This window comes from Flavobacterium esculini, assembly GCF_048284325.1.
Lineage (GTDB): Bacteria > Bacteroidota > Bacteroidia > Flavobacteriales > Flavobacteriaceae > Flavobacterium.
On record NZ_JBLVPI010000003.1, the window covers coordinates 262,141 to 286,932 of the forward strand.

The 24,792-nt window shown below is 33.1% G+C and carries 26 protein-coding genes and 1 pseudogene; 16 read left to right on the plus strand and 11 right to left on the minus strand.

All coding sequences use genetic code 11. From position 1 onward, the window contains the following. Window positions 1–185 precede the first annotated feature (185 nt). The 5 genes from ACNQGG_RS04435 to ACNQGG_RS04455 all read left to right on the plus strand — a co-directional run bounded on the left by ACNQGG_RS04435 (window position 186) and on the right by ACNQGG_RS04455 (window position 6,960). Window positions 186–578 (plus strand): hypothetical protein, encoded by a 393-nt coding sequence (locus ACNQGG_RS04435; protein ID WP_417961826.1) that lies wholly within the window; start codon window positions 186–188, stop codon window positions 576–578. Between the two features lie 135 nt (window positions 579–713). Further along, window positions 714–1,226, plus strand: coding sequence for a MarR family winged helix-turn-helix transcriptional regulator (locus ACNQGG_RS04440; protein ID WP_417961827.1), 513 nt, complete (start codon window positions 714–716; stop codon window positions 1,224–1,226). 132 nt (window positions 1,227–1,358) lie between these two features. Next, window positions 1,359–3,749 carry a 3-hydroxyacyl-CoA dehydrogenase/enoyl-CoA hydratase family protein gene (locus tag ACNQGG_RS04445; RefSeq protein WP_417961828.1) on the plus strand — a complete coding sequence of 797 codons (2,391 nt, stop codon included), beginning with the start codon at window positions 1,359–1,361 and terminating at the stop codon, window positions 3,747–3,749. 80 nt (window positions 3,750–3,829) lie between these two features. Further along, a complete protein-coding gene (locus ACNQGG_RS04450; RefSeq protein ID WP_417961829.1) occupies window positions 3,830–5,011 on the plus strand; it encodes a thiolase family protein in 1,182 nt (393 codons plus the stop codon). Between the two features lie 143 nt (window positions 5,012–5,154). Further along, window positions 5,155–6,960, plus strand: coding sequence for an acyl-CoA dehydrogenase family protein (locus ACNQGG_RS04455; protein ID WP_417961830.1), 1,806 nt, complete (start codon window positions 5,155–5,157; stop codon window positions 6,958–6,960). A 90-nt stretch (window positions 6,961–7,050) separates the two neighbouring features. Here ACNQGG_RS04455 and ACNQGG_RS04460 read toward each other — a convergent pair whose 3' ends face one another. The 3 genes from ACNQGG_RS04460 to ACNQGG_RS04470 form a co-directional block, all read right to left on the minus strand. After that, window positions 7,051–7,575, minus strand: a complete 525-nt coding sequence (locus ACNQGG_RS04460; protein WP_417961831.1) for a DUF4251 domain-containing protein — start codon at window positions 7,573–7,575, stop codon at window positions 7,051–7,053. A gap of 77 nt (window positions 7,576–7,652) precedes the next feature. Beyond that, the gene (locus tag ACNQGG_RS04465) at window positions 7,653–8,081 is read right to left on the minus strand and encodes an META domain-containing protein (protein ID WP_417961832.1); all 429 of its coding nucleotides are present in this window, start codon (window positions 8,079–8,081) and stop codon (window positions 7,653–7,655) included. A gap of 142 nt (window positions 8,082–8,223) precedes the next feature. After that, entirely contained in the window at window positions 8,224–9,138 is a 915-nt protein-coding gene (locus ACNQGG_RS04470; protein WP_417961833.1) for a YihY/virulence factor BrkB family protein, read from the minus strand. Between the two features lie 235 nt (window positions 9,139–9,373). Between ACNQGG_RS04470 and ACNQGG_RS04475 the strand changes: the two genes are divergently transcribed. The 3 genes from ACNQGG_RS04475 to ACNQGG_RS04485 all read left to right on the plus strand — a co-directional run bounded on the left by ACNQGG_RS04475 (window position 9,374) and on the right by ACNQGG_RS04485 (window position 11,778). Further along, complete coding sequence (locus ACNQGG_RS04475; RefSeq protein ID WP_417961834.1) at window positions 9,374–9,901, plus strand: superoxide dismutase family protein; 528 nt, start codon at window positions 9,374–9,376, stop codon at window positions 9,899–9,901. Window positions 9,902–9,919: 18 nt separating this feature from the next. Further along, window positions 9,920–10,489: a YdeI/OmpD-associated family protein gene (locus ACNQGG_RS04480; RefSeq protein WP_417961835.1), complete on the plus strand. Its 570-nt coding sequence runs from the start codon at window positions 9,920–9,922 to the stop codon at window positions 10,487–10,489. 86 nt (window positions 10,490–10,575) lie between these two features. Further along, window positions 10,576–11,778 (plus strand): LETM1-related biofilm-associated protein, encoded by a 1,203-nt coding sequence (locus ACNQGG_RS04485; protein WP_417961836.1) that lies wholly within the window; start codon window positions 10,576–10,578, stop codon window positions 11,776–11,778. A gap of 26 nt (window positions 11,779–11,804) precedes the next feature. Here ACNQGG_RS04485 and ACNQGG_RS04490 read toward each other — a convergent pair. Then, window positions 11,805–12,243 (minus strand): annotated as a pseudogene (locus ACNQGG_RS04490) (carbonic anhydrase); the annotation flags it as partial. A gap of 20 nt (window positions 12,244–12,263) precedes the next feature. After that, on the minus strand, window positions 12,264–12,743 hold the full coding sequence (locus ACNQGG_RS04495; RefSeq protein ID WP_417961837.1) for a Dps family protein: 480 nt from the start codon (window positions 12,741–12,743) through the stop codon (window positions 12,264–12,266). A gap of 97 nt (window positions 12,744–12,840) precedes the next feature. On the opposite strand from ACNQGG_RS04495, the gene ACNQGG_RS04500 reads away from it, so the two are divergent. Next, complete coding sequence (locus ACNQGG_RS04500; protein WP_417961838.1) at window positions 12,841–13,785, plus strand: LysR substrate-binding domain-containing protein; 945 nt, start codon at window positions 12,841–12,843, stop codon at window positions 13,783–13,785. 30 nt (window positions 13,786–13,815) lie between these two features. On the opposite strand, the gene ACNQGG_RS04505 is transcribed toward ACNQGG_RS04500, so the two are convergent. Together ACNQGG_RS04505 and mnmC2 are read right to left on the minus strand one after the other, a co-directional pair. Continuing rightward, complete coding sequence (locus tag ACNQGG_RS04505; protein ID WP_143388061.1) at window positions 13,816–14,013, minus strand: hypothetical protein; 198 nt, start codon at window positions 14,011–14,013, stop codon at window positions 13,816–13,818. A gap of 147 nt (window positions 14,014–14,160) precedes the next feature. Continuing rightward, on the minus strand, window positions 14,161–14,823 hold the full coding sequence (gene mnmC2 / locus ACNQGG_RS04510; protein WP_417961839.1) for a tRNA (5-methylaminomethyl-2-thiouridine)(34)-methyltransferase MnmC2: 663 nt from the start codon (window positions 14,821–14,823) through the stop codon (window positions 14,161–14,163). A gap of 307 nt (window positions 14,824–15,130) precedes the next feature. Between mnmC2 and ACNQGG_RS04515 the strand changes: the two genes are divergently transcribed. After that, on the plus strand, window positions 15,131–16,198 hold the full coding sequence (locus ACNQGG_RS04515; protein WP_417961840.1) for a branched-chain amino acid aminotransferase: 1,068 nt from the start codon (window positions 15,131–15,133) through the stop codon (window positions 16,196–16,198). Between the two features lie 91 nt (window positions 16,199–16,289). Here the strand turns inward: ACNQGG_RS04515 and ACNQGG_RS04520 are convergent, their stop codons facing one another. Then, on the minus strand, window positions 16,290–16,679 hold the full coding sequence (locus ACNQGG_RS04520) for a pyrophosphohydrolase domain-containing protein (RefSeq protein ID WP_417961841.1): 390 nt from the start codon (window positions 16,677–16,679) through the stop codon (window positions 16,290–16,292). An 81-nt stretch (window positions 16,680–16,760) separates the two neighbouring features. Here ACNQGG_RS04520 and ACNQGG_RS04525 point away from each other — a divergent pair, with 81 nt between their 5' ends. Beyond that, a complete protein-coding gene (locus ACNQGG_RS04525; protein WP_417961842.1) occupies window positions 16,761–16,949 on the plus strand; it encodes a hypothetical protein in 189 nt (62 codons plus the stop codon). Between the two features lie 77 nt (window positions 16,950–17,026). On the opposite strand, the gene ACNQGG_RS04530 is transcribed toward ACNQGG_RS04525, so the two are convergent. Further along, window positions 17,027–19,063, minus strand: coding sequence for a dipeptidyl-peptidase 3 family protein (locus tag ACNQGG_RS04530; protein ID WP_417961843.1), 2,037 nt, complete (start codon window positions 19,061–19,063; stop codon window positions 17,027–17,029). A gap of 290 nt (window positions 19,064–19,353) precedes the next feature. Between ACNQGG_RS04530 and ACNQGG_RS04535 the strand changes: the two genes are divergently transcribed. From ACNQGG_RS04535 to ACNQGG_RS04550, 4 genes are all read left to right on the plus strand, one after another. Beyond that, window positions 19,354–20,574, plus strand: coding sequence for an SRPBCC family protein (locus ACNQGG_RS04535; RefSeq protein ID WP_417961844.1), 1,221 nt, complete (start codon window positions 19,354–19,356; stop codon window positions 20,572–20,574). A gap of 63 nt (window positions 20,575–20,637) precedes the next feature. Beyond that, window positions 20,638–21,180: an RNA polymerase sigma factor gene (locus ACNQGG_RS04540; RefSeq protein WP_417961845.1), complete on the plus strand. Its 543-nt coding sequence runs from the start codon at window positions 20,638–20,640 to the stop codon at window positions 21,178–21,180. A gap of 31 nt (window positions 21,181–21,211) precedes the next feature. Beyond that, on the plus strand, window positions 21,212–21,625 hold the full coding sequence (locus tag ACNQGG_RS04545; protein ID WP_417961846.1) for a hypothetical protein: 414 nt from the start codon (window positions 21,212–21,214) through the stop codon (window positions 21,623–21,625). A gap of 43 nt (window positions 21,626–21,668) precedes the next feature. Beyond that, window positions 21,669–22,127 (plus strand): sensor of ECF-type sigma factor, encoded by a 459-nt coding sequence (locus ACNQGG_RS04550; protein ID WP_417961847.1) that lies wholly within the window; start codon window positions 21,669–21,671, stop codon window positions 22,125–22,127. Between the two features lie 252 nt (window positions 22,128–22,379). On the opposite strand, the gene ACNQGG_RS04555 is transcribed toward ACNQGG_RS04550, so the two are convergent. Further along, window positions 22,380–22,553 (minus strand): hypothetical protein, encoded by a 174-nt coding sequence (locus tag ACNQGG_RS04555; RefSeq protein ID WP_417961848.1) that lies wholly within the window; start codon window positions 22,551–22,553, stop codon window positions 22,380–22,382. Between the two features lie 36 nt (window positions 22,554–22,589). After that, complete coding sequence (locus ACNQGG_RS04560) at window positions 22,590–22,760, minus strand: hypothetical protein (RefSeq protein ID WP_417961849.1); 171 nt, start codon at window positions 22,758–22,760, stop codon at window positions 22,590–22,592. Between the two features lie 592 nt (window positions 22,761–23,352). Here ACNQGG_RS04560 and ACNQGG_RS04565 point away from each other — a divergent pair. Next, on the plus strand, window positions 23,353–24,792 hold a 1,440-nt coding region (locus tag ACNQGG_RS04565), incomplete at its 3' end, for a hypothetical protein (protein WP_417961850.1).

Sequence of the window (24,792 nt, forward strand, 5' to 3'; positions counted from 1 at the left end):
CCTCGGGACGAGACTTCATAAAAGATACAACGTACAGCCCGGCCCGCAGGGATACGCCCAAAAAAACAGCATCCAACTCGTTTAGCCTGACAATTATTTCGTATTTAATTGTTATTTAACACTTTAGTTATTATTTTGTTATTTTTCAATACCTTTATTGTATCAACCCATAAAATCAAAAAATTATGAATGTGAAAAATTTTTTAGTTTCAGGTATTGTAGGCGGTATAATCTACTTCCTTTATGGATGGTTGTTCTACGGGATTCTATTTAAACAAGCATTTCCTTCCAATGGGAACGAAAATTATGTAATGATTTTTTTAGGATGCCTCACATTTGGATTATTTACAGCCTATATTTTTACAAAATGGGCAGGGATTTCAAATTGGATAACCGGTTTTGTTGCTGGTGCCATAATTGGATTATTTATGGCTCTATACATGGATTTTTTTGCCAATTCAATGAAATTAACACCAGATATTAACTTTCAGATTATGGCATTGGATATTGCAATCACTGTTATAATGTCTGCATTGACCGGTGCAGTTATCGCATTTGTTAATGGAAAACTAAAATAAATGAAAATTCTTACTAAAAAACTCTTCATTTTATGGGGAGTTTTTTAGTTTTGACAAAAATTTAAAAAAATAATTAAACTTATTATGCATGCATAGTATTTTTTTATTATATTTGAAATCGATATAGTTAGAGATATGAAAGATAAAACAATAGATTATATTTTAAGAGCGACTTGGCAGGCAGTTTCCAGAATGTACAATGAAGAAGCTTCCAAATATGGTGCAACTATGGCAACAGGTTTTGCCCTGCTGAGTATGGATAAAGAAAAAGGAACGCCCTCTACCGCTTTAGGCCCAAAAATGGGGATGGAAGCGACGAGTCTTACCAGAACCTTGAAATCAATGGAAGATAAAGGGCTAATCTTAAGAAAGAAAAATCCTTATGATGGTCGTGGCGTTTTGATTTACCTGACAGAATTTGGCAAAGAGAAAAGAGAATTGTCAAAAAATACCGTTTTGAAATTCAATGAAACCGTACGAAAACATATATCGGAGGAAAAACTGCAACATTTTATTGAAGTGGCAGAAACTATCAATGAATTAATTCAAGATAAAAATATATTTAATCATACGAGCGTCAGCGAACTGGGGGAGCAAACTGAAAAACCAGAAAATGACAATGCCACAATTCAAAAAAACAATCAGTAAATAAAAATGGCGACGCCATATTCCTTATAAAAAGCAAATAATAACTACGTATGAAATCGCCATGAATCAATATCACAGAATAATACCACTTGGCGATACCATATTCCTTTAAAAAACAAATATAAACTACGTATGAAACGCACAATTAAAAAAGTTGCAGTAATTGGATCCGGAATTATGGGTTCAGGAATTGCTTGCCATTTTGCCAACATTGGAGTTGAAGTTTTACTTTTGGACATTGTTCCAGGAGAACTCACCGAAGCTGAAGCTAAAAAAGGACTCACTTTAGAAAGCAAAATTGTCAGAAACCGATTGGTGAATGAGCATTTGGCTAATTCTTTAAAATCGAAACCCTCCCCTATTTACAATACCAAATTTGCCAGTAGAATTACTACTGGAAACACAACGGATGACATGGCGAAAATCGCTACTGTTGATTGGATTATTGAAGTGGTAGTGGAACGTTTAGACATCAAAAAATTAGTTTTTGAGCAAATTGAAAAATTCAGAAAACCGGGAACTTTAGTCACTTCAAACACATCAGGAATTCCTATTCACTTTATGAGTGAAGGAAGAAGTGATGATTTTCAAAAACATTTCTGTGGTACACATTTTTTTAACCCTGCGCGATATTTAAAATTATTCGAAATCATACCTGGTCCACAAACTGCAACGGAAGTATTGGATTTCCTTACTGATTATGGTTCAAAATTCTTAGGGAAAACTTCGGTCGTTGCCAAAGACACTCCAGCATTCATCGGAAATAGAATTGGGATTTACGGCATTCAGAGTTTGTTTCATTTGGTAAAAGAAATGGGATTAACGATTGAAGAAGTGGATAAATTGACCGGTCCCGTTATTGGAAGACCAAAATCAGCCACTTTCAGAACGGTTGACGTCGTTGGATTGGATACTTTGGTACATGTTGCCAACGGAATCTACGAAAACTGCCCAAATGATGAGCAACACGAATTGTTCAAATTGCCAGATTTCGTCAACAAAATGATGGGAAACAAGTGGTTTGGAAGCAAAACAGGTCAAGGTTTCTATAAAAAAGTAGACAAGGATATTTTGTCTTTGGATTTAGACACTTTAGAATACCGTCCGGCTAAAAGAGCTTCTTTTGCGACATTAGAACTGACAAAAACAATTGACAAACCCATTGACCGTTTTAAAATTTTAGTAAAAGGGACAGATAAAGCTGGAGAATTCTACCGAAAAAGTTTTGCTGGAATGTTTGCTTACGTTTCGAACAGAATTCCTGAAATCTCAGATGAATTATACAAGATTGACGATGCGATGAAAGCCGGTTTTGGATGGGAAAATGGTCCTTTCGAAATTTGGGATGCCATTGGTGTCGAAAAAGGAATCGAAATCATGAAAGCCGAAGGTTTAGCACCAGCTACTTGGGTAAATGAGATGCTGGCTTCTGGAAGTTCCAGTTTTTACACTATCAAAGAAGGCGCTACTTTTTTCTACAATATCCCTACAAAATCACAAGCTAAAGTTCCGGGTCAGGATGCCTTTATCATCTTGAACAACATTCGCGAAAGCAAAAAAGTATGGAGCAACAGTGGAGCGATTATACAGGATCTAGGAGACGGAATTTTGAATTTAGAATTCCAATCTAAAATGAATACGATTGGTGGCGATGTTTTGGCAGCCATCAATAAAGCGATTGACTTATCTGAAAAGGAATACCAAGGATTGGTTATTGGAAACCAAGCGGCGAATTTCTCGGTGGGAGCCAATATCGGAATGATATTCATCATGGCAGTCGAGCAAGAATACGATGAATTAAATATGGCCATAAAAATGTTCCAAGACACGATGATGCGCGTGCGTTATTCTGGAATTCCTGTTGTGGTTGCACCACACGGAATGACTTTTGGTGGTGGTTGCGAAATGAGTATCCATGCCGACAAAGTTGTTGCTGCGGCGGAAACCTATATGGGATTAGTGGAATTTGGTGTTGGAGTAATTCCTGGCGGTGGCGGATCGAAAGAAATGACCTTGCGTGCGGCTGATTTATTCCATAAAAATGATGTGGAATTAAACGTATTGCAAGAATATTTCTTGACTGTTGCTATGGCAAAAGTATCCACTTCGGGTTACGAAGCTTTTGATACCGGGCTATTACAACACGGTAAAGACATCATCGTTGTGAACAAAGACCGCCAAATTGCTGAAGCGAAGAAACATGCTTTACTAATGGCCGAAGCGGGTTACACACAACCGATTCGCAGAAGCGATGTGAAAGTATTAGGAAAACAAGCTTTGGGAATGTTCTTGGTGGGAACCGACCAAATGGTTGCCGGAAAATACATCTCAGAACACGACAAAAAAATCGCTAATAAACTGGCGTATGTAATGGCCGGTGGTGATCTATCAGAACCGACTTTAGTATCTGAACAATATTTATTGGATTTGGAACGAGAAGCTTTTTTGAGTTTGTGTACGGAAAGAAAAACATTGGAGAGAATCCAGTTTATGTTAACCAAAGGGAAACCGTTACGCAATTAATTTTAAATTATAAATTATGAATTATAAATTAAGAATGAGCTTCATTTAAAATTTACAATTCAAAATTCAAAATAATAGTCATGAAAACAGCCTATATAGTTAAAGCATACAGAACCGCCGTGGGGAAAGCCCCAAAAGGTGTGTTTAGATTTAAACGTCCTGATGAGTTGGCGGCAGAAACCATTCAGTTTATGATGAATGAGTTGCCCGATTTTGACAAAAAACGTATTGACGACGTGATGGTAGGAAATGCCATGCCGGAAGCGGAACAAGGATTAAACGTGGGACGATTGATCTCTTTGATGGGATTGAAAATCGAAGATGTTCCGGGTGTAACCGTAAACCGGTATTGCGCTTCAGGATTAGAAACAATCGGAATGGCTACAGCTAAAATCCAGTCAGGAATGGCGGATTGTATTATTGCCGGTGGAGCCGAAAGCATGAGTTTTATTCCAATGGGAGGCTACAAACCTACTCCGGATTATGCTGTTGCAAAAGCAGGAAACGAAGATTATTATTGGGGAATGGGACTAACTGCTGAAGCGGTTGCCAAACAATATAATGTATCTCGCGCTGACCAAGATGAGTTTGCGTATCAATCGCATATGAAAGCTTTGAAAGCACAAGCCGAAGGCAGATTTGACAAACAAATTGTTCCCATAACAATTGAACAAACGTTTATCAATGAAAATGGCAAAAAAGAAACTAAATCCTATATCGTAAATAAAGACGAAGGTCCAAGAGCAGTAACTTCTGTAGAAGCACTAGCCGGTTTAAGACCAGTTTTCGAAGCGAATGGAAGCGTAACTGCGGGAAATTCATCCCAAATGAGTGATGGAGCCGCTTTTGTGCTAATCATGAGTGAGGAAATGGTGAAAGAATTGAATTTAGAACCAATTGCACGTTTGGTAAACTTTGCTTCGGCAGGAGTCGAACCAAGAATCATGGGAATTGGACCTGTAAAAGCAATTCCAAAAGCATTGAAACAAGCGGGTTTAACCTTGAATGATATTGATTTAATAGAACTTAACGAAGCTTTTGCATCACAAGCATTAGCAGTAACGAGAGAACTAAACCTAAATCCTGATATTATCAATGTCAATGGTGGAGCGATTGCATTAGGCCACCCACTGGGTTGTACAGGTGCTAAACTTTCTGTTCAATTATTCGACGAAATGAAACGCAGAGGAAGCAAATACGGAATTGTTTCCATGTGTGTAGGAACTGGACAAGGTTCAGCAGGAATTTACGAACTTTTATAGTCAAAGATTTCCATCCGATTGTCATTGCGACAAAGGAGGAATCTTCACCAATATTCCAGAATTAACTATTCAGATTCCTCCCCGTGTGAATGACAATATTGAGGATTTAGATTATAAAGAAAAACATATTAAAAAATAAAAAAATGGCAGATACAATTGAAAAAAACGTAACCCGTGGTGGTCAGTTTTTGGTTAAAGAAACAAAGTGCGAAGATATCTTCACTCCTGAAGATTTTAATGAAGAACAATTAATGATGCGTGACTCTGTAAAAGAGTTTGTAGACAAAGAAATCTGGCCTAACAAAGATCGTTTTGAAAAAAGAGATTTTGCCTTAACGGTAGAAAGTATGCAAAAGGCGGCTGAAATGGGATTTTTGAGTATCGCAGTTCCTGAAGCTTATGGTGGAATGGGAATGGGATTTGTAAATACTGTTTTGGTTTGCGATTATATTTCGGGAGCAACAGGTTCATTTTCCTCTGCTTTTGGAGCGCATACAGGAATTGGAACATTACCAATTACTTTGTACGGAACTGAAGAACAAAAGCAAAAATACGTAACCAAATTAGCCTCTGGCGAATGGTTTGGAGCCTATTGTCTGACTGAACCAGGCGCTGGTAGTGATGCCAATTCCGGGAAAACAAAAGCAGTATTGTCTGAGGATGGAACGCATTATAAAATCACAGGACAAAAAATGTGGATTACCAATGCAGGATTTTGTAATGTCTTTATAGTTTTTGCTCGTATCGGAGAGGATAAAAATATAACTGGCTTTATCGTAGAAAACGATCCAGGTAATGGCATTTCCATGAACGAAGAAGAACATAAATTAGGAATTCGCTCCTCTTCTACGCGTCAGGTTTTCTTTGCAGATACAAAAGTTCCTGTTGAAAACATGTTATCCGAAAGAGGAAATGGTTTCAAAATAGCCATGAATGCCTTGAATGTAGGTCGAATTAAATTGGCAGCTGCCTGTTTGGATGCGCAACGCAGAGTTATTTCAAACGCAACAAAATATGCTAACGAAAGAATACAATTCAATACCGCTATTTCTCAGTTTGGAGCCATCCGAGCAAAATTAGCCGAAATGGCAACTTCCTGTTATGCCGGAGAAAGTGCTACTTATCGTGCTGCAAAGGATATTGAAGATCGTATTGCGTCACGTGAAACCGAAGGAGCTACACACCAAGAAGCAGAATTAAAAGGGATTGAAGAGTATGCCATTGAATGTTCAATTTTGAAAGTGGCTGTTTCTGAAGACATTCAAAATTGTGCAGATGAAGGAATTCAAATCTTTGGAGGAATGGGATTTTCTGAAGATACTCCAATGGAAAGTGCTTGGAGAGATGCCAGAATTGCTCGTATTTACGAAGGAACCAACGAAATCAACAGAATGCTATCTGTAGGGATGTTGATCAAAAAAGCCATGAAAGGTCATGTTGATTTACTTGGACCAGCATCAAAAGTACAAGAAGAATTAATGGGAATACCTTCTTTTGATACTCCTGATTATTCTGAATTATTTGCTGAAGAAAAAGAAATGATTGGCAAATTGAAAAAAGCATTTTTAATGGTTGCAGGTGGAGCTGTTCAAAAATACGGTCCGGATTTAGATGCTCACCAACAGTTATTAATGGCAGCTTCAGATATTTTAATCGAAATCTACATGGCAGAAAGCACTATTCTTAGAACTGAAAAATTAGCCAAAAAAGAAGGAGAAGCCAAAGTACAGGAGCAAATTGCCATGGCAAAATTATACTTGTATAAAGCAGTAGATACCGTTACTCAAAAAGGAAAAGAAAGTGTAATTTCTTTTGCGGAAGGGGATGAACAACGTATGATGTTAATGGGTTTACGCCGTTTTACAAAATATACGAATATGCCAAATATTGTAGGATTAAGAGAAACAATCACGACAAAATTAGTCGCTAAAAATGAATATTGTTTCTAGAATATAAAGCTAGTTTTTAGTTTATTTATTTATCAAAAAAAACCGCCTTGTTTTCAGAAACAAGACGGTTTTTTTATTTTAATTGAAAAATCATTTGACTTCTTTTTTTTCTATTGCTCTGATTTCACCATTATAGGAAATCGGACTTCGATTATTAGAATTAATGGTAAGTGTTGCGTCACCTTCAAAAAAAACAGAAAGAAATAGTATGTATACATCCGTTTCTCCCTTAACAGTCGCTTTTATTTGATACGCTTTTTTCCCTTTTTCAATAGTAAATTCTTTTGGACTTCCTTCAAAATTTAAGCCACCATCACTGCTGCCATAGGCAATACCACTGTAGCCTCTACCAAAAAAAGGCATTACACTCTTAATTTTATCTGGCTTAAATTCCACATAATTAGAATTAGTGGTCAAATCTATACTTCTAAACCCTTGACCTAATGCTGTTCTTCCAATAAAAACAAACTCTTTAGAATCAACCAAAGATGCTATTTGTCTCTCTTTTTCAATTTTACGTTCCGCTCTTAATTGTTTCTTACTTTTTTCCTGAGCATAACTTGCCGTTACTATCAGCGAAAGAAACAGTACTAAAATTACTGTTTTTGTTTTCATGGTATCCATTTTTAATATTAAGTTATACCTATTTTATAATTTGTAAAATAGTAAATGCACCTTCAAAAAATTTGAATTTATTTTTTCTCAAAACGCATCATCGCGATATCACCCATGATGAAATTTAATGTCTTTCCATCTTCTGAAATGGAATAGGAATCTATTTTTTGAAGCGTTGACATGTAAATACGCTCTCCTTCTCCGGGACAAAACATTTTAGTCACTGCCATCGGTTCTTTGAAACTGATTTTATTTTCAACCACATTTAATTTTCCGGAATAACGGTTGCAACTGTTGCTTCCTGAAATACTATTGTCCTTCAAATCGAAAGTGATTGTTGGCTTTTTGTTTGGATATAATCCCTCGAAAGCTATTCTTGGTCCTGTAACATAATTTAATTCCCAAGTTCCTTCAAGTGAAGCTGTTTTATTCGTAGTTACTTTTAATGAATTGCAGGAAATGAATGCCAAACAGAAAACAGTTAACACCAAAATTATTTTTTTCATGTGATTTTTTTTATTTTATATTATCAAAAAGAAAGCAAAAACACTGCCATTTTTAAGGTTTTTAAAAAAAATATTACAAAAATAAAGCGTTTAAAAAATCGTGTCCACAGCTTCAAAAATCTTAAGAAACCGAAACAATTTATTACTTTTTAATCTCTATAACTTCCACCTTAATACTAACAGCATATCCATTTGGAATGATTTTTTTTCCGTGTGCATTGGCATACACTTTAGTGAATTCGGCTCCAAAATATAAGATTATAGCGGAATAATACACCCAGATTAAAATTATTATTATCGAACCCGCAGCGCCATAAACAGTTGCTACCGTTGAACTTCCTAAATAAAAACCGATAGCAAATTTACCAAACATAAAGAAAAAGGAAGTGAAACTGGATCCTATCAAAGCATCTTTCCAAGCAATATTTCCATCAGGAAGTGTTTTAAAAATAATGGAAAACAATAATGTTGTAGTCGCAAATAAAACCAAGGTGTTAAAAAAATAAAATATATAAACCATCGTGTCAGGAAAATAAACAATTAATCGCGTGTTTATAATGTCCATTACTGTATTTACCATCAAACTGACCATTAATAAAAAACCAACTGAAGCAATCATAGAAAATGACATCAGTCTGTTTTTAATAAATTTCATAATTCCTTTATTGGGTTTAGCTTTCAATCCCCAAATAAAATTTATGGAGCTTTGTATTTCGGCAAAAACACCCGAAGCACCAATCAACAACATAATTCCTCCAAATATCGTTGCAAATGTTACACTATCAGACAATTCAATATTCTTAATGGTTTCCTGAATTTGGTGTGCAGCTTCATTACCGACCATTCCGTTAATTTGTCCAAAAAACCTTCCGGTAACTGCATCTCTTCCAAAGAAAAAACTAAAAATAGATAAAATAATAATTAACAACGGAGGCAATGAAAATATCGTATAATAGGACAATGAAGCACTTAATTTTATTGCGTTATCATCATCAAATTCCCGATACGTCCGCTTTAATAAGTCCCAGCTTATAATGGCTATTTCTTTGTGCTTCATGTTGTAATGATATTATATTCTTCCGTAAAAAAGAATCGACATATTGGTTTATCTTATTTGACACAAAAGCACATTCCGATTAGAGGTCTATGTCAATTGCTGCTTTTTCAAAACTACAAATAAATCGATTAGGTATTTAAAATGAATATTGCAAAATTCCCATAAATTGAATTATTAAAACACAATCCTATTATCCGTAATACAAAATTTTCTTACCTTTGAAATAAAACATCTCATGAAAAAATTAGCTTTATTGTTCAGCATAGCATTAGCCCTTTTTATTGGTTGTAAAACCAATTCCCTTTCTAATCCTGATAAAAAATTAGTTATTGCTTTCGAACCAAAAAGCGAAAGCCATGTTTCCGGAACTGCAACTTTTGTAGAAAAAGATGGTAAAGTGACTTTCGTTGCAAAATTATCCGGACTAAAACCGGGTGTTCATGCCATACATATTCATGAGAAGTCCGATTGTACGGCTGCCGATGGAAGTTCAGCTGGTGGACATTGGAATCCAACATTCAAAAAACATGGTAAATGGGGAGTTGGCGAATACCACAAAGGTGATATCGGAAATTTTATTGCTGATGAAAAAGGAAACGGAGCCATAACCTTAACAACTGATGAATGGTGTATCGATTGTGGAGATACAAATAAAGATATTTTAGGAAAAGGACTAATCGTTCACCAAGGAACTGATGATTTTGTTTCTCAACCTGCCGGTAATGCTGGTGCAAGAGTAGCTTGTTCCGCTATTATTAAGTAGTTTTTTTAAAGATTTAAATTGGAAGATAAAGAACAACTCTATTTTAAAAATACAACAGAATGGCGTGATTGGTTGTACCAAAATCATCATTCTTCAAAAGGTGTGTATCTAATTTTTTATAAAGTGACCAGTGAATTTGAAAGTATGCGATGGGAAGAAGCGGTTCAAGTTGCCATTTGTTTTGGTTGGATTGATTCAACAGTAAGAAAAATGGATGAAGACCGCAGAAAACAAGTTTTTTCTCCACGAAAAGATAAAAGTGTTTGGAGCAAACGCAATAAAACGTATATCGAAAAACTAATCAAAGAAAATCTAATGCATGAAAGTGGATTAGCCAAAATTGAAATAGCCAAAAAAAACGGTACCTGGACTTCATTAGATGCGGTAGAGGATTTGATAATGCCAACAGATTTAGAAATAGCTTTTAATAAAAGTAGTGCTGCATTCGAAAACTACAAAAAATTTAGTCCTTCCTACAGGAAAAGTTATCTTTATTGGCTCAATCAGGCTAAAAGAGAGGAAACTAGAAACAATAGAATAACCGAAATCATAAATCTTTGTTCTCAAAATAAAAAATCAAGAGATTAATATTTTTACTAAAATATTTAAAACTTAACCTAAACTTTTCTACACAACCATAAAAAAACATAGCTTTGTAGCTTCAAATTAAAGTAATGATTAACCCTTCGGCATCAGGTTGGATAGATAAATTTTTTATTGAACAAAAATTTTCAAAAGAAACTGTTTCTAAAACTACTGATTCATTTTATCAAAAAGTTAGAAATACAGGTTTTATATACGGTCACATCATTACATTTGAGACAGTAAACACTATTGAAACCAAAGGCTGGTTTAAAGAAGAGATTTCAAAAGTTGCGTTATTAAATACTTTATATGATATTTTTTGCCTGACTAGGGAAGAAATTAATCCTGAAAATTTCATAAAAGAAGCGGTTACTTTTTACAATCAAATGAATCCTCAAGGGTTTAATTTATTCAAAAAGATTCTTCCTAAAAATTCCCTTTCCTTAACACTGGAAAAAATAATTGATGAACGTGTTCAAACCAATGACACTATCATCAGTAAAAATTTCTCACACCTTGTAACCAATGCCCTTTTGTTTATTGATGTTGTTGCTTTTCGCCAATATTTAATTCATGGAGCAATTCCTGAAAAATATTTAAAAAAAATTGAAGAGACAATAGTTAATCTTGTCACACTCGCGCTAAAAATTAAATCAAACAAATCTCAATATGATGATTTATTAATCAAACTTTTTGAAGCTTCCATACGCTACAGCAAATTTTCAAGAGTTTCTGTTCAAAGTCTGGAAACCCTTCAACTGGATTATTTTACGCATGAATTAGAAAAATATTATTTAATCGACATCGCCGGCATGGCGCTATGGAGTGATGGAATAATTGAGAACAATGAAGCCTATTTTTTACATTCATTAGCTGAAATGGTATCGATTTCGGATTATTTTGTTGATGAGAGTATCAATAGCACTAATGAATTCATTACCAAGCATAAAAAAGAAATTCCTTATTTCAATTACTCGAATCCAGTCAAACACTTTTATGACCAAACTACTCAAAGTGTTGTTACTTTAGTAAGCCGTAATAAAAGCAGGTTGATAAAGGAAATTGTGCAAAGCAAAGAATTAATGCTTCTGTTAGCCAATTCTACCCGAAGAGATTTGGATGAAAAGGAAAAGAAAAAAGTAAAAAAACAATTATTGGATATTTGTAAAACCATTCCTTCTTTGACCATATTCTTACTACCGGGCGGAAGTCTATTATTACCTATTTTGATAAAATTCATCCCTACCCTTTTACCATCAGCTTTCAATGAAAATCTGGAAGAAATCGAATAAAAAAATCACCTGAAAGAGTTTTTTTTTTAAAATTTCAATTGACACACATTATCTAATCTTTATTTGAACTGATATTAACATTCAAATCCGTTACAATTCCGGAATTCAATCCGTAAGCCCAATCATGTAATGTTAATTCCTGCCCATTTTTCCATGCGGATTGTACGATTGATGATTTAGCCAAATCAAATACTTGTTCCTTTACATTAATTTCTACAAAAGCATTTATATCGATCATTCTCTTCAACAATAGAATCTAAACATTCATGATGTAGCCTATAAACATCTTTAATATGACGAATCCAGTTGTCAATGATACCTATTGATTCATTTCCCATAGCGGCTTTCACACCACCACAACCATAATGTCCGCATACCAGTACATGTTTTACTTTCAAAACATTGACTGCATAATCCAGAACACTTAACATATTCATATCAGAATACTACCATATTAGCAATATTTCACATAAACTCTAGTATTCTTATAACTCTTCTTCTAACCAAGCTTGCATCATCCAAATCGTTTTTTCCTGCTCAGCAATAAAATCACTCATCATAGAATTTGTCCCTTCATCATTAATTTCTGAAGATTTATTAAGGATTTCTCTTTCAATTTTTAACAAATGAGATAATGAATTTACAATTAAATGAATTGCTTTTTCATCTATCGAAATATTTTTCCCTACTGCTAATTGACTATTTTTAATATAATCCTCAAAAGTATGGAGCGGTGTTCCGCCAAGGGTAAGAACACGCTCAGCAATCATATCAATTTTCAATTGCGAGTCATTATATAATTCTTCAAACTTCACATGTAAATCAAAGAAACGCTTTCCACGAATATTCCAGTGAATCCCTCTTAAATTTTGATAATACACTTGAAAATTGGCTAACAGTGTATTTAATTCAGTCACAATTAATTCCGTTTCTTTAACGGGTAATCCTAAAATATTTATTTTCATGATAGTTCTTTTGAACAAATTTAAACAACAAAATAACATTTTACACTATAAATTAAATTGATTGTTTTTATATTTGTATTAGATATTACTATAAAAAATGACAATCACTCAACTAAAATATGTTTTGGCTGTAGCCGAACATAAAAACTTTACTCTTGCTGCTGAAAAATGTTTTGTAACCCAACCTACTTTGAGTATGCAAATTCAAAAAATTGAGGAAGAGTTAAGTATACAAATATTTGACAGAACAAAAAAACCAATTCAGCTTACTGATATTGGGCAAAAAATTGTCAATCAAGCTAAGAATATTGTTATCGAAGCCGATAGAATTCAAGATATTGTAGAGCAACAAAAAGGGTTTATTGGCGGTGAATTCCGATTAGGAATAATTCCTACTATTATGCCAACATTATTGCCGATGTTTTTGAATAATTTTATCAAAAAATATCCAAAGGTAAAGCTCATAATTGAAGAGTTAAATACCGAAGAAATTATTACTAAACTCATTAACGGTCATCTTGATGCAGCGATTGCAGCAACTCCATTGATGGAGGAAAAAATCAAGGAAATTGTTTTATACTTTGAGCCTTTTGTCGCTTATATTCCCGAGAGTCACCATAATTTTCAAAAAGAAGAAATAGAAGTCTCTGATTTGAACTTAGATGAAATTCTATTATTGCAAGATGGCCATTGTTTTCGCGACGGAATATTAAACTTTTGTAAAAATACTGGAGGTCGAAATGAAATTAATCATTTTCAAATAGAAAGTGGAAGTTTTGAAACTTTAATAAAATTGGCCGATGAAGGTTTAGGAACAACTTTATTGCCTTATCTACACACTTTAGATTTGAAAGAATCGGACAAAAAAAAACTACGCCAATTTAAGGAACCAAAGCCAGCAAGAGAAGTTAGTTTGATTTTCCCTAAAAGCGAATTAAAAATTCAGATAATTGATGCACTTAGAAGCACAATTGCAGGTGTTGTAAAAGGTGCAATTGTTTTTCAAAATGTCCAAATTATAAGTCCACTTCAAAAAAAATAAAAAAAGGAACTAATTTTGGTTCCTTTTTTTTTATGAATTAACGATAAGCAGACATTGTTTTAATTCTGGTTTTCCAATTGTAAAATTTAGTAACCATTCTCGCAATTGTTCCATTTCGTATGGCAATAGCGTTTTGATTGCTTTTTCTAATTCTTTGCAAAAAAGCATCGGGTCAAAACTTACTCTTTCAAGTACTGATTTTGTGTAATCGAACATAATTTTCGACATAATAAATTAAGATTTTGGGTTATCAAATATTATTAACTTCTGTAAAAGTACATTTTTAAAATAGACAACATAATAAATTAACGTTCTTTTTTGTATTTTATTTCATTTCAAAAAAAGCATACTTTTAAACTCAAAAATTCTATTTCTCTATTTTTTACTAGCACGAAACATTTCTCTTTTCCCAGGAGGACCAGCTAATTTTTCCACTGTAAAACCTACTTCAATCATACTTCTTTTCACAACTCCACGTGCAGCATATGTTACCAGTACACTATTGGGCTTAAGCGCATTATGCATTTTTTCAAAAATGGCTGTACTCCATAATTCAGGCTGAACCCGATACCCAAAAGCATCAAAATAGATTAAATCAAATTTTTCAAAATCATCAATTTCTTCAAAAAATTGTTTCCTTTTGGTTAAAGTAAAATCATCCCTTAAAATAATCTTTTCTTCCCAATTACTTTCATGCATTTTTTTAAACACAGCACTTTCATTAGCGGCATTCAGTTCATCAACATAATTCATCGATACAACTTCCTCAGTTGATATCGGATAGGCCTCCACTCCAACATAATCGATTACTTGATTCATTTTGGATGCTTCCAAAAAAGTAATAAATGCATTTAAGCCTGTCCCAAAACCAATTTCTAGAATTGAAATTTGCTTATTTTGAAATAAAGACAATCCATTTTTGATAAAAACGTGTTGCGCTTCCTGTATTGCCCCGTGTTTAGAATGATAGCATTCATCCCATTCCTGTAAATGAATCGTTGTGGAACCATCTAGTGTTTGGATTATTTCTCTTTTCAAAATTATAATTTGAGGTTGTTCTTCGTTTTATAGCTTTATCTGAGCATCAAATTTAATCAAAACTAAAACGTAATAGTCTCAAAAAATCTATATTTTTTATAAATTTCATATAAATTAACTCTATTTATTTCCATTTTTTAAAAGATAAATAAATCACAGTTAAATGCTATAATTAATAGAATAATCATAAGTATTTCAGTGATTTTTATTTAATTTTGCAAACATTAAAGTTGGTTTTGTAAAAAAAACAATGATTTTAATACCCAAGCATATCACTTATAAAAAATAAAATAAACAATACCTTATTATGAGTACAACTCAAACTAGCAAAATTGAAATAATTAAAGCTTCTACTTCAAAAATAAATGAGGTAGATTTTGAAAACTTAAGCTTTGGTTCTGTTTTTACAGATCATTTATTCGAATGTGATTTTAAAAATGGTGAATGGCAAAAACCGGTCATTAAGCCGTACGCTCCTTTTTTATTAGATCCATCTACAAGAGTTTTTCATTATGGCCAAGCTATTTTTGAAGGTATGAAAGCATATAAAGATGACAACAATGACATTTGGCTTTTTAGACCTGATGAAAATTACCACCGTTTTAATAAATCTGCTGTTAGGATGGCTATGCCAGAAGTTCCGGAAGATATATTTATGAATGGTCTAAATCAATTGTTACAATTAGATGAAGCTTGGATAAAAAAAGGAAAAGGAAATTCGATGTACATTAGACCGTTTATGATTGCTACAGGCACTGGAGTAATTGCAAATCCATCTGATGAGTATAAATTTATGATTATTTTATCGCCTGTAACCTCGTATTACGCTGGTGATGTGAAAGTCCTTATTGCAGAACATTTCAGCAGAGCTGCAAATGGCGGAATAGGAGCTGCAAAAGCTGCTGGGAATTATGCAGCACAGTTTTACCCTACTGATTTAGCTAATAAAGAAGGATTCCAACAAGTAATTTGGACTGATGATGCAACACATACCAGACTTGAAGAAGCGGGTACAATGAATGTTTTTTTCAGAATCAATGATACGTTGCTAACTGCTCCTATAAGCGAACGAATTCTTGATGGAGTAACCAGAAAAACGCTGATTGATTTAGCAAAAAGTGAAGGTATAGATGTAGACATTCGTCCAGTTTTAGTTTCTGAGCTTGTTGAGGCTTCTAAAAACGGAACCTTGAAAGAAATCTTCGGAGCAGGAACTGCTGCTGTGGTAAGCCCTATTTCTGGATTCTCTTATAAGGATGTTTATCATGAATTACCAAAAATTGAAAAATCTATGGCATCGCAATTAAAAGATAAATTGACCAATATTCAAAATAAATTGGAAGAAGATACTTTTGGTTGGACTGTTAAAGTATAATTTCTAATTTTAGAATTATAAAAAAGCGATTTTCAATAAGAGAATCGCTTTTTTATTTTATTTTTTTCTGCAAACTGAAATTTGAAACCTGCTATTTTTCCTCAAGTATTTTAGAAAAGTCGGGTTTGAAATAATTAGGACCTTTCATTACTTTTCCATCTTCACGGTAAATCGGTTTTCCGTCTCCATCTAATTTACTCATATTACTACGTTGAATTTCATCAAAAACTGCTTCTATTTTATGTTGTAAACCATGTTCGATAATGGTTCCGCAAAGGATATACATCATATCCCCCAATGCATCCGCAATTTCTATCAAGTCATTATTTTGAACTGCTTCCAGATATTCTTCGTTTTCTTCTTTCATCAGGTTGTACCGAAGCGTGTGCTTACTTTCTCCTAAGTTCGCTGTAGGAATTTCATTATGTCCAATTTTAAATGCAGTATGAAATTCCTTAACAGAGTCTATTTGTTTTTGCATGTTTTTATTTTATTAAATGAAAAGGCAAATTAGCAACTATTTCTAAACAATTAACTAAATTTGCCCGAAATAATTTAAACTATGTTTAGTCAAGGACAATTAGTGTTTGCAGGCTGTTTTTTTGTTGCTTTTGTTATTGCAGCAATATATGCCTACCAAAAAGATTTGGGAGTACATAAAGAGTTTTATAAGGGAAACTACAAGATATTAATCGGTTTCTTAATTTTTATTGGAATTCTGTTTATGATAAAAATATTTTTCAAACGTTAATCTCTTTATTTTTGGAATAAAAAGATGCCCACTATATTATTTATATGTGAGCATTTTTTTTTTTGAAATTTACACTTCTAATTTTCCAAAGGTAAAAATCCAAAGTTTTTAGAATATTTCAACATTTGTTCTGCAAATGTTTTTGGTTGTTGTACTTCTATCGAAATAATTTTACCCGTTTTGTCTAATTTTGGAACCAATACCGGATTTACAAAACCGCTATAAGCAGCCGAAGCAAATTGTTTATTTCGATCTAAAACTTCAGCGTGCAGTTTTTGATCGACTTTCACACCATAATTTTCCACTAATGCTTTTCCTGCATTAAAATCCCCTTCTGATTTGATTCTTTGTACCTCTCTTAACAATTGCCCAAATAAATTGTGTAACTTTTCATAATCAGTAATATTGAAATACGTTTTTCCATTGCGTGTGATTTTCTCAATAACATTGTCTTTTTTTCCTTTTTCAAAAGCCCATGAACTTACCCACTGACGGTTTCTCATGTGTGCTTCCTCTATATTCGCACCCAGTTCTAAACGCACTAACTGAGTCATTAATCCATTTCTGATGTAACTGTCATAGGACTCCATTCCGAGTTTTTTCCAATCATCAACTAACCCTAATTCCTGTAATTTAGGGTTGTACAAATAATACAAACCCACTAGATCTGCCCTTCCTTCTTCAAGTGTTGAAGCATAACTTTTCAATGATTCTTTTGGAGTTCCCACACCTGGATTAATTTGTCCTGAAGCATGTCCCACCACTTCGTGTAAAGCAGTATGCATCTTATCCCCTATTTCGCCATATTTTTTTGCCAAAGCAATTTCTTGTTCATCATTAGCAAATTCTTCTAATTTTCCCTTTCCGGCAGCTTTAGCATACGAATCAATAATATTTCCTAAAGAAACTGATTTCGAACCATGTTCTGCACGAATCCAATCTGCATTTGGAAGATTTACTCCAATAGGCGTACTGGGCGAAGCATCACCCGATTCTCCAGCTACAATAACCGTTTTATATGAAACACCAACAACATTTTTCTTTTTATGTTCTGGCATTAATGGTGAATTATCCTCAAACCATTGGGCATTTTTGGAAACTACTTCCATTTTTGCCGACATATCAAAATCTTTTATTTGTGTAATACTCTCATAAGAACCTCTGTACCCTAATGGATCATTGTACACTTCGATAAAACCATTGATATAATCAATATTACCATCAGTTGCATCTAACCAAGCTATATTATAGTCATCCCAAGTTTTTAAACTACCCGTTTTGTAATAACTAATCAGTAATCCTAAAGCATCTGCTTGCTTTTTATTTTCGGCAACAGCCTTTGCTTTTTCTAACCAATAAGTAATTTTATCAATCGCAGCACCGTACATGCCGCCACTTTTCCAAACTTTTTCTGTTAATTGCCCTTTAGCATCGCGAACTAATTTAGAATTCAAACCGTGAGAATAAGGCTTCTTAGGATCGGGACTTGTTTTTTTAGCATAAAAATCTTCTGCTTCTTTTAATGAAATTCCCTTGTCATAAAAGTTAATGGCTGACCCTTCTAACAAGCCTTTTGATTCATCAAGATTAACTCTTTTAGCATCAACATCATTAAAAATAATAGCAGCAATTGTAGGTGACAAAGCTGTTTTAGTCGCTTTCATCAAGCTCGAAAAATAGTCTGCAGAGAAACTTGGCTTAATTTTATCACTGGAATAATGATGGTGGATTCCATTGGAAAACCAAACTCTTTTAAGGTATATTTCAAAATTTTTCCAGTCTCCAGAAGTTTTATCCCCTTTGTAATTTTTATAAATATTCTCTAATGCTTTTCTGATTTTTAGATTGTATTTATAATGTTGGTCCCACATTATATCACGTCCTGAAGTTCCTGCCTGAGTCAAATAATAAACTAATTTCTGTTCTTTTAGTGTTAGATTTTTCCAGTCATGAATTTGATAACGCAACACTTTAATGTCGGCAAATTGTTCTACAACATAATCGAAAGGAGCTTTCTCAGTAGTTTTTACTGCTATGTTTTTTGTTACTTGTGCATTACAAATAACAGAAACCGCAAGAGTCGTGAAAAATCCAGCAATTTTAAGTAATTTCATTATTAATATAATTTAGAGGTTAAAAAAAATATTATTTAACAAATGTACACATTCTTTGAATAAATAATAAAAACAACTCCTTATATTGTTGATATTTTGAAACAAATAAAATAATAGTTCCAATATCAAGCCAATATTTTTTTGGATTCTGAGTTAAATAAATAGAAATTGAGTTTAAAAAAAATCATTCCTACTGCCGAGGATAGAAATAACAAATTTTATAATTTTTTAATAGTTACTTACAGTATTAATAAAATTTCTAACTTTACAAGTTAAAACAGCCTATTACCATGAGGATTTTAAAATATATATTTCTTTTATTATTACTTAGTTTAGTTGCATTATCTATTTTTATTGCTACGCAAAAGGGAGATTTTGCTGTAGAAAGAAGTAAAATCATTAATTCCCCAAAACCGGCGGTCTTTAATTATGTAAATGATTACAAAAATTGGCAAGATTTTGGCTCTTGGGCTACAGAAGATCCTGAAATGAAAATAACTTATCCCAAAAATACAATTGGAAAAGGCGCATCTTATTCTTGGGAAGGCAAAGATGGTAATGGGAATATGAAAACAATTTTTGTGAAGGAAAACGATAGTATTTCCCAAAAAATGAATTACAACGGAACCTCTTCAGATGTTTCCTGGAGTTTCAAAGATACTATAGGAGGAACGAAAGTAACTTGGAAAACAAAAGGAAAAATGAGTTTCCTTTTCAAAATATATTCTGCATTTAATGGGGGTGTTGATAAAATTATAGGTGGCATGTATGAAAAGAGCTTAGCCAACTTAGATAAAACCTTAGATTATGAAATAAATACCTATTCCGTTAAAGTAGACGGTTTGGTAAAAAAATCGGAGACTTTTTATTTACATCAAACTTTCACCAGTAAAATCACCAATGTTACTAAGAATTTTAAAATTGTTGCTCCAAAGATCATAACTTTTTGTAAAAAAAATAACATTATAATTACTGGAAAACCTTTCATACTCTATCATACCTATGATTTAGTAAACGGACTTACTAAAATCTCTATTTGTGTGCCAATTAAAAATCAAATTTACACAAGTGAAGGAAGTGATCTTTATTCTGGAAAATTAGAAGCATTCGAGGCAGTAAAAACTATCCTAACCGGTGATTATTCCCATAAAGATAAAGCTTTGAGTAAAACAACGCAGTATCTTAATGCCAATCGTTTAACACATGATGCGGCATTTTCACATCTTGAAATTGCCTTGATGGGTAAAACCGAAATAAAAAATCCATCAAAATGGGTTACTGAAATTTATTATCCTATAAAATCAAAAGTGGAAGCTATTAAAATTTACAAACCGGCAATCATAAAAGCAGATGAAGTCCTAACAACTGAGCCTGTTGCAAAAACAACAGAAGCTGTAAAGACAGAACCCGTTGCGAAACCTAAACCAGTAGCGAAACAAACTATAAAAACGGAACCAGTTATAAAAAAAACAACTGCTCCAAAAAAGGAAGAGGAACAATCTGAATTTTAAATATTTTTTTATCACAGATTAAACCTATTTGATAAATTCCATTCTAACTGATAAATAATAGCTTTGCAAGAGGAAAAGGAATTCATCCAAAAACTATTGAACCCTAAAACGCAAAATCAAGCGTTTCAACAACTCTTACAAGATTATCAAAAACCGTTGTACAATCACATTCGTACTATTGTATTGAGCCATGATGATGCAGACGATGTTTTACAAAATACTTTTATAAAGGTATTTCAACATTTGAAAAACTTCAAAGGCGACAGTAAACTTTTTTCTTGGATGTATCGCATTGCAACTAATGAAGCGTTAACTTTTTTGAATCAAAAAGCAAAAATTAACGGAATTTCATCTGAAACATTACAAAACAAAACCATTGATAATCTAAAAGCCGATGTGTTTTTTGACGGAAATGAAATTCAAATAAAATTACAAAAAGCCATTGCCGTTTTACCCGAAAAACAAGGATTAGTTTTCAAAATGAAGTATTTTGAAGAATTAAAATATGAAGAAATATCAGAAATATTAGGAACATCAGTCGGTGCTTTGAAAGCCTCTTATCACCATGCCGTAAAAAAAATAGAAGCCTTTGTAACGGCAAATTAAACCTTTTGTAATTAATTAAGTCTAATGAATCATGAAAGCATTTAAATTAGAAAACGAACCAAAAATTGAATCTGGATTTAAAACCCCAGATAATTACTTTGAAAATTTTTCGGTAAAAGTTTTACAACAATTACCAAAAGAGGAACCGAAAGTAATTTCTATTTTTCAAAAAAGGAAAATAGTACTAATGATGGCAGCTGCAATTTTAGTAATTGCGTTGATGATACCTATTGTAAATACCCATACAACAAAAACAAAGGAATTAGACTCCACTACTTTAGAAAATTATCTAACCTATCAATCTAATATGAATCAATACGATTTGATAAGTGAGCTAGACTCCGAAGACATTAACAAAATAAAAACTACCGTAGTGATTGAAGATAAGATAGTTGAAGATTTATTATCTGTGAATTCCAATGCTGAAAATCTTATGATAGAATAAAACAACACCCTTTAATACTGAAATTGAACTTAAAAATACAACAATGAACATTAAGAAACTTTTACCGATACTACTGCTACTTTTCTCTTTCAATTTTTACGCGCAAGTCGAAAAAATGAAAGAAAAAAAAGAACAAATCAAGGCTTTAAAAGTAGCTTTCCTGACCACCGAATTAGATTTAACGACTAGTGAAGCTGAAAAATTTTGGCCACTCTATAACACATTTGATGACAAACAATTTGAATTGAGACATCAAAAAATGAAAACTTTGAAGAGAAGGATAAATGATGGAGGCTTAGATAAAATGTCAGAAAAAGAAGCTGGTACTTTTCTTGCTCAAATGGAAAGTAATGAAGAAGAATTATTTTTATTACGAAAAAAATTCACAGCAAATCTCAAAACAGTCATTCCAGCAATTAAAATCATAAAACTGAGAAAATCTGAAGAGGATTTCAATAGAAAATTATTGCAGCAATACAGAGATAAAGGTCCTAGAAAATAGTATTTAAATTGTGTTAATTCAACTAAACACCTTACTTAATGTTTATTCATTAGTTAAGGTGTTTTATTTTTTAAAATTTAAGTGAAACCTTTTATTTTTGCCAGCTGCGACAGCAGTGCTTATCTAAAAATCGGATTGTAAAAAGACTGGAATCTGTAGATAATTGCCTCCATGAATTGCCACTATTCGATGAACAATACACTCCAGATGCACTCACCAAAACTAATTCTCTTCACTACTATTTTGAACATATTACACGCAGGAAGCGTAACCAAAACCTTGATTTTCTGCTTGTAGTTTCCATGTTTTTCCTCCGTTACCAGTTGATGCTTTGTTTGAGAAATTTTGATTCGGTAACTCATAATTCCCTCCTGTTATAAATCCTTTTTGGGAATCATAAAAATGAGCTGTAAAAATCCCAGTCATCGTTTTTCCTTGAACTATAGGCGTATCATGTACTTCCTAAATTTTTCCTTTATCGGATGAATAAAAAACTCTGGCTTTTTTTCCGCCTGTAACAATCCAAGTCTTATTTCCTTTGATAACAATATTAGTATTGCATGCCACAAAAGCTGCCTCACCATCAATTATTTTGGGTAATTTATCATATTTTATTCCACGAATTGTCACCATCGCGTGTTGTTATATTGAAAGACAATTGGTTATTGGATTTCCAATGCTATTCCCTCTGTATCGTTCCAAAATTGCATACTATCATAAAATACTTTTTCGTGGCTTTCCTGATAAACCAATTTTGTTTCTAAGCCATCTTTAGAAATTTTATATAATAAAACCGGATTTGAAACGTTAAGTATAAAAATTACTGAAGATGTTTGTGCAATGCTTCGAACTTCAAACTATCATTCCTAATATGGCTTTCCTTTTTTTATTTTTTTGCAAATCATAAAAACCAAAGCTGGAATTATCCGCAGCATACCAAATTTTATTTGCATCAATTAGAATGGCTCTAATATTGACTTTATCTTGAAACAATGTATCAATTTGAACAGACTGAAAACCGATATCATTAGGATATTTACTAACATAACTACTTATTTTTCAATATATAAAACATTAAAAACCAATACAATCAAAATATTTTTTTTCATTTTATATAATTTTTAAAAGCTAATTTACAATTAAAAAATGTTAATACTAATGGCCTCTAAATTTATTGGCACAGTAATTGGATAATGAAAAAATATTAAACTTAATACTATTAATTATGAAAACTAAAATACTTCTGTTAAGTCTTTTGACTTCTGTTTTCGCCACACAAATACATGCGCAAGATAGAACTACAGTAAATGCAATGAATAATGAAATTAGTGATAATTTAGATTTACGCGCAGTTGCATCAATTTTTGGAGATTCAAGAGATCTTCAAGATTTTGAAAGACGGTTAAACGACCCACAACTTCAAATATCAAATTTAGATTTGAATAATGATAACGAAGTTGATTATTTACGAGTAATTGAATCCGTAGAAAATAGAACTCACGTGATTATCATTCAATCCGTTATTGATCAAGATGTATATCAAGATGTCGCGACAATCGATGTTGAGAAAGACAGATACAACAATATCCATGTTCAAGTTGTAGGAGATGTGTACATGTATGGTCAAAATTACATTTACGAACCTGTGTATTACAATACACCGCTTATATATGCTTCTTTTTGGGCTTCTAACTACCGTCCGTATTATTCAACTTGGAATTGGGGTTACTATCCTTCTTACTATTATGCTTGGAATCCATTCCCTATTTTCAGATATAGAAACAACATCAATATTTGCTTGAATGTAAACAACAATTACAATTATGTTACCTCAAGAAGAAGTAGTATTGCCATTGGATTATACAGTACCAGACGTTCAAATGGATATGAAAGACAGTACCCAAATTATGCTTTTTCAAGAAGAAATTCTCAAGTAACTAATCGTTATGAATTAGATCAAAGAAGAGGATCGAGAAATGTTGGTTCTAGAAATGAAAATGGTTATCAAAACAGAACCAATTCACAAAGAATAGGTAATCAAAGAGATTATTCTCAAAACAGAACGAATTCTTCTAGAGAATCAGCACCACAAAGAACACAGCAACAAAGAGACTATTCTCAAAGCAGAACGAATCCTTCTAGAGAATCGGCGCCACAAAGAACACAACAACAAAGAGATTATTCTCAGAATAGAGGTAATTCAGCTGGGGAAGCTGCTCCACAAAGAGCACAGCAACAAAGAGATTATTCTCAAAACAGAGGTAATTCATCTGGAGAAGCTGCTCCACAAAGAGCTCAGCAACAAAGAGATTATTCTCAAAACAGAGGTAATTCAGCTGGAGAGGCTGCTCCACAAAGAGCGCAGCAACAAAGGGATTATTCTCAAAACAGAGGTAATTCAGCTGGAGAAGCTGCTCCACAAAGAGCGCAGCAACAAAGGGATTATTCGCAAAACAGAGGTAATTCAGCTGGAGAAGCTGCTCCACAAAGAGCGCAGCAACAAAGGGATTATTCGCAAAACAGAGGTAATTCAACTGGAGAAGCTGCTCCACAAAGAGCGCAGCAACAAAGGGATTATTCGCAAAACAGAGGTAATTCAGCTGGAGAAGCTGCTCCACAAAGAGCGCAGCAACAAAGGGATTATTCGCAAAACAGAGGTAATTCA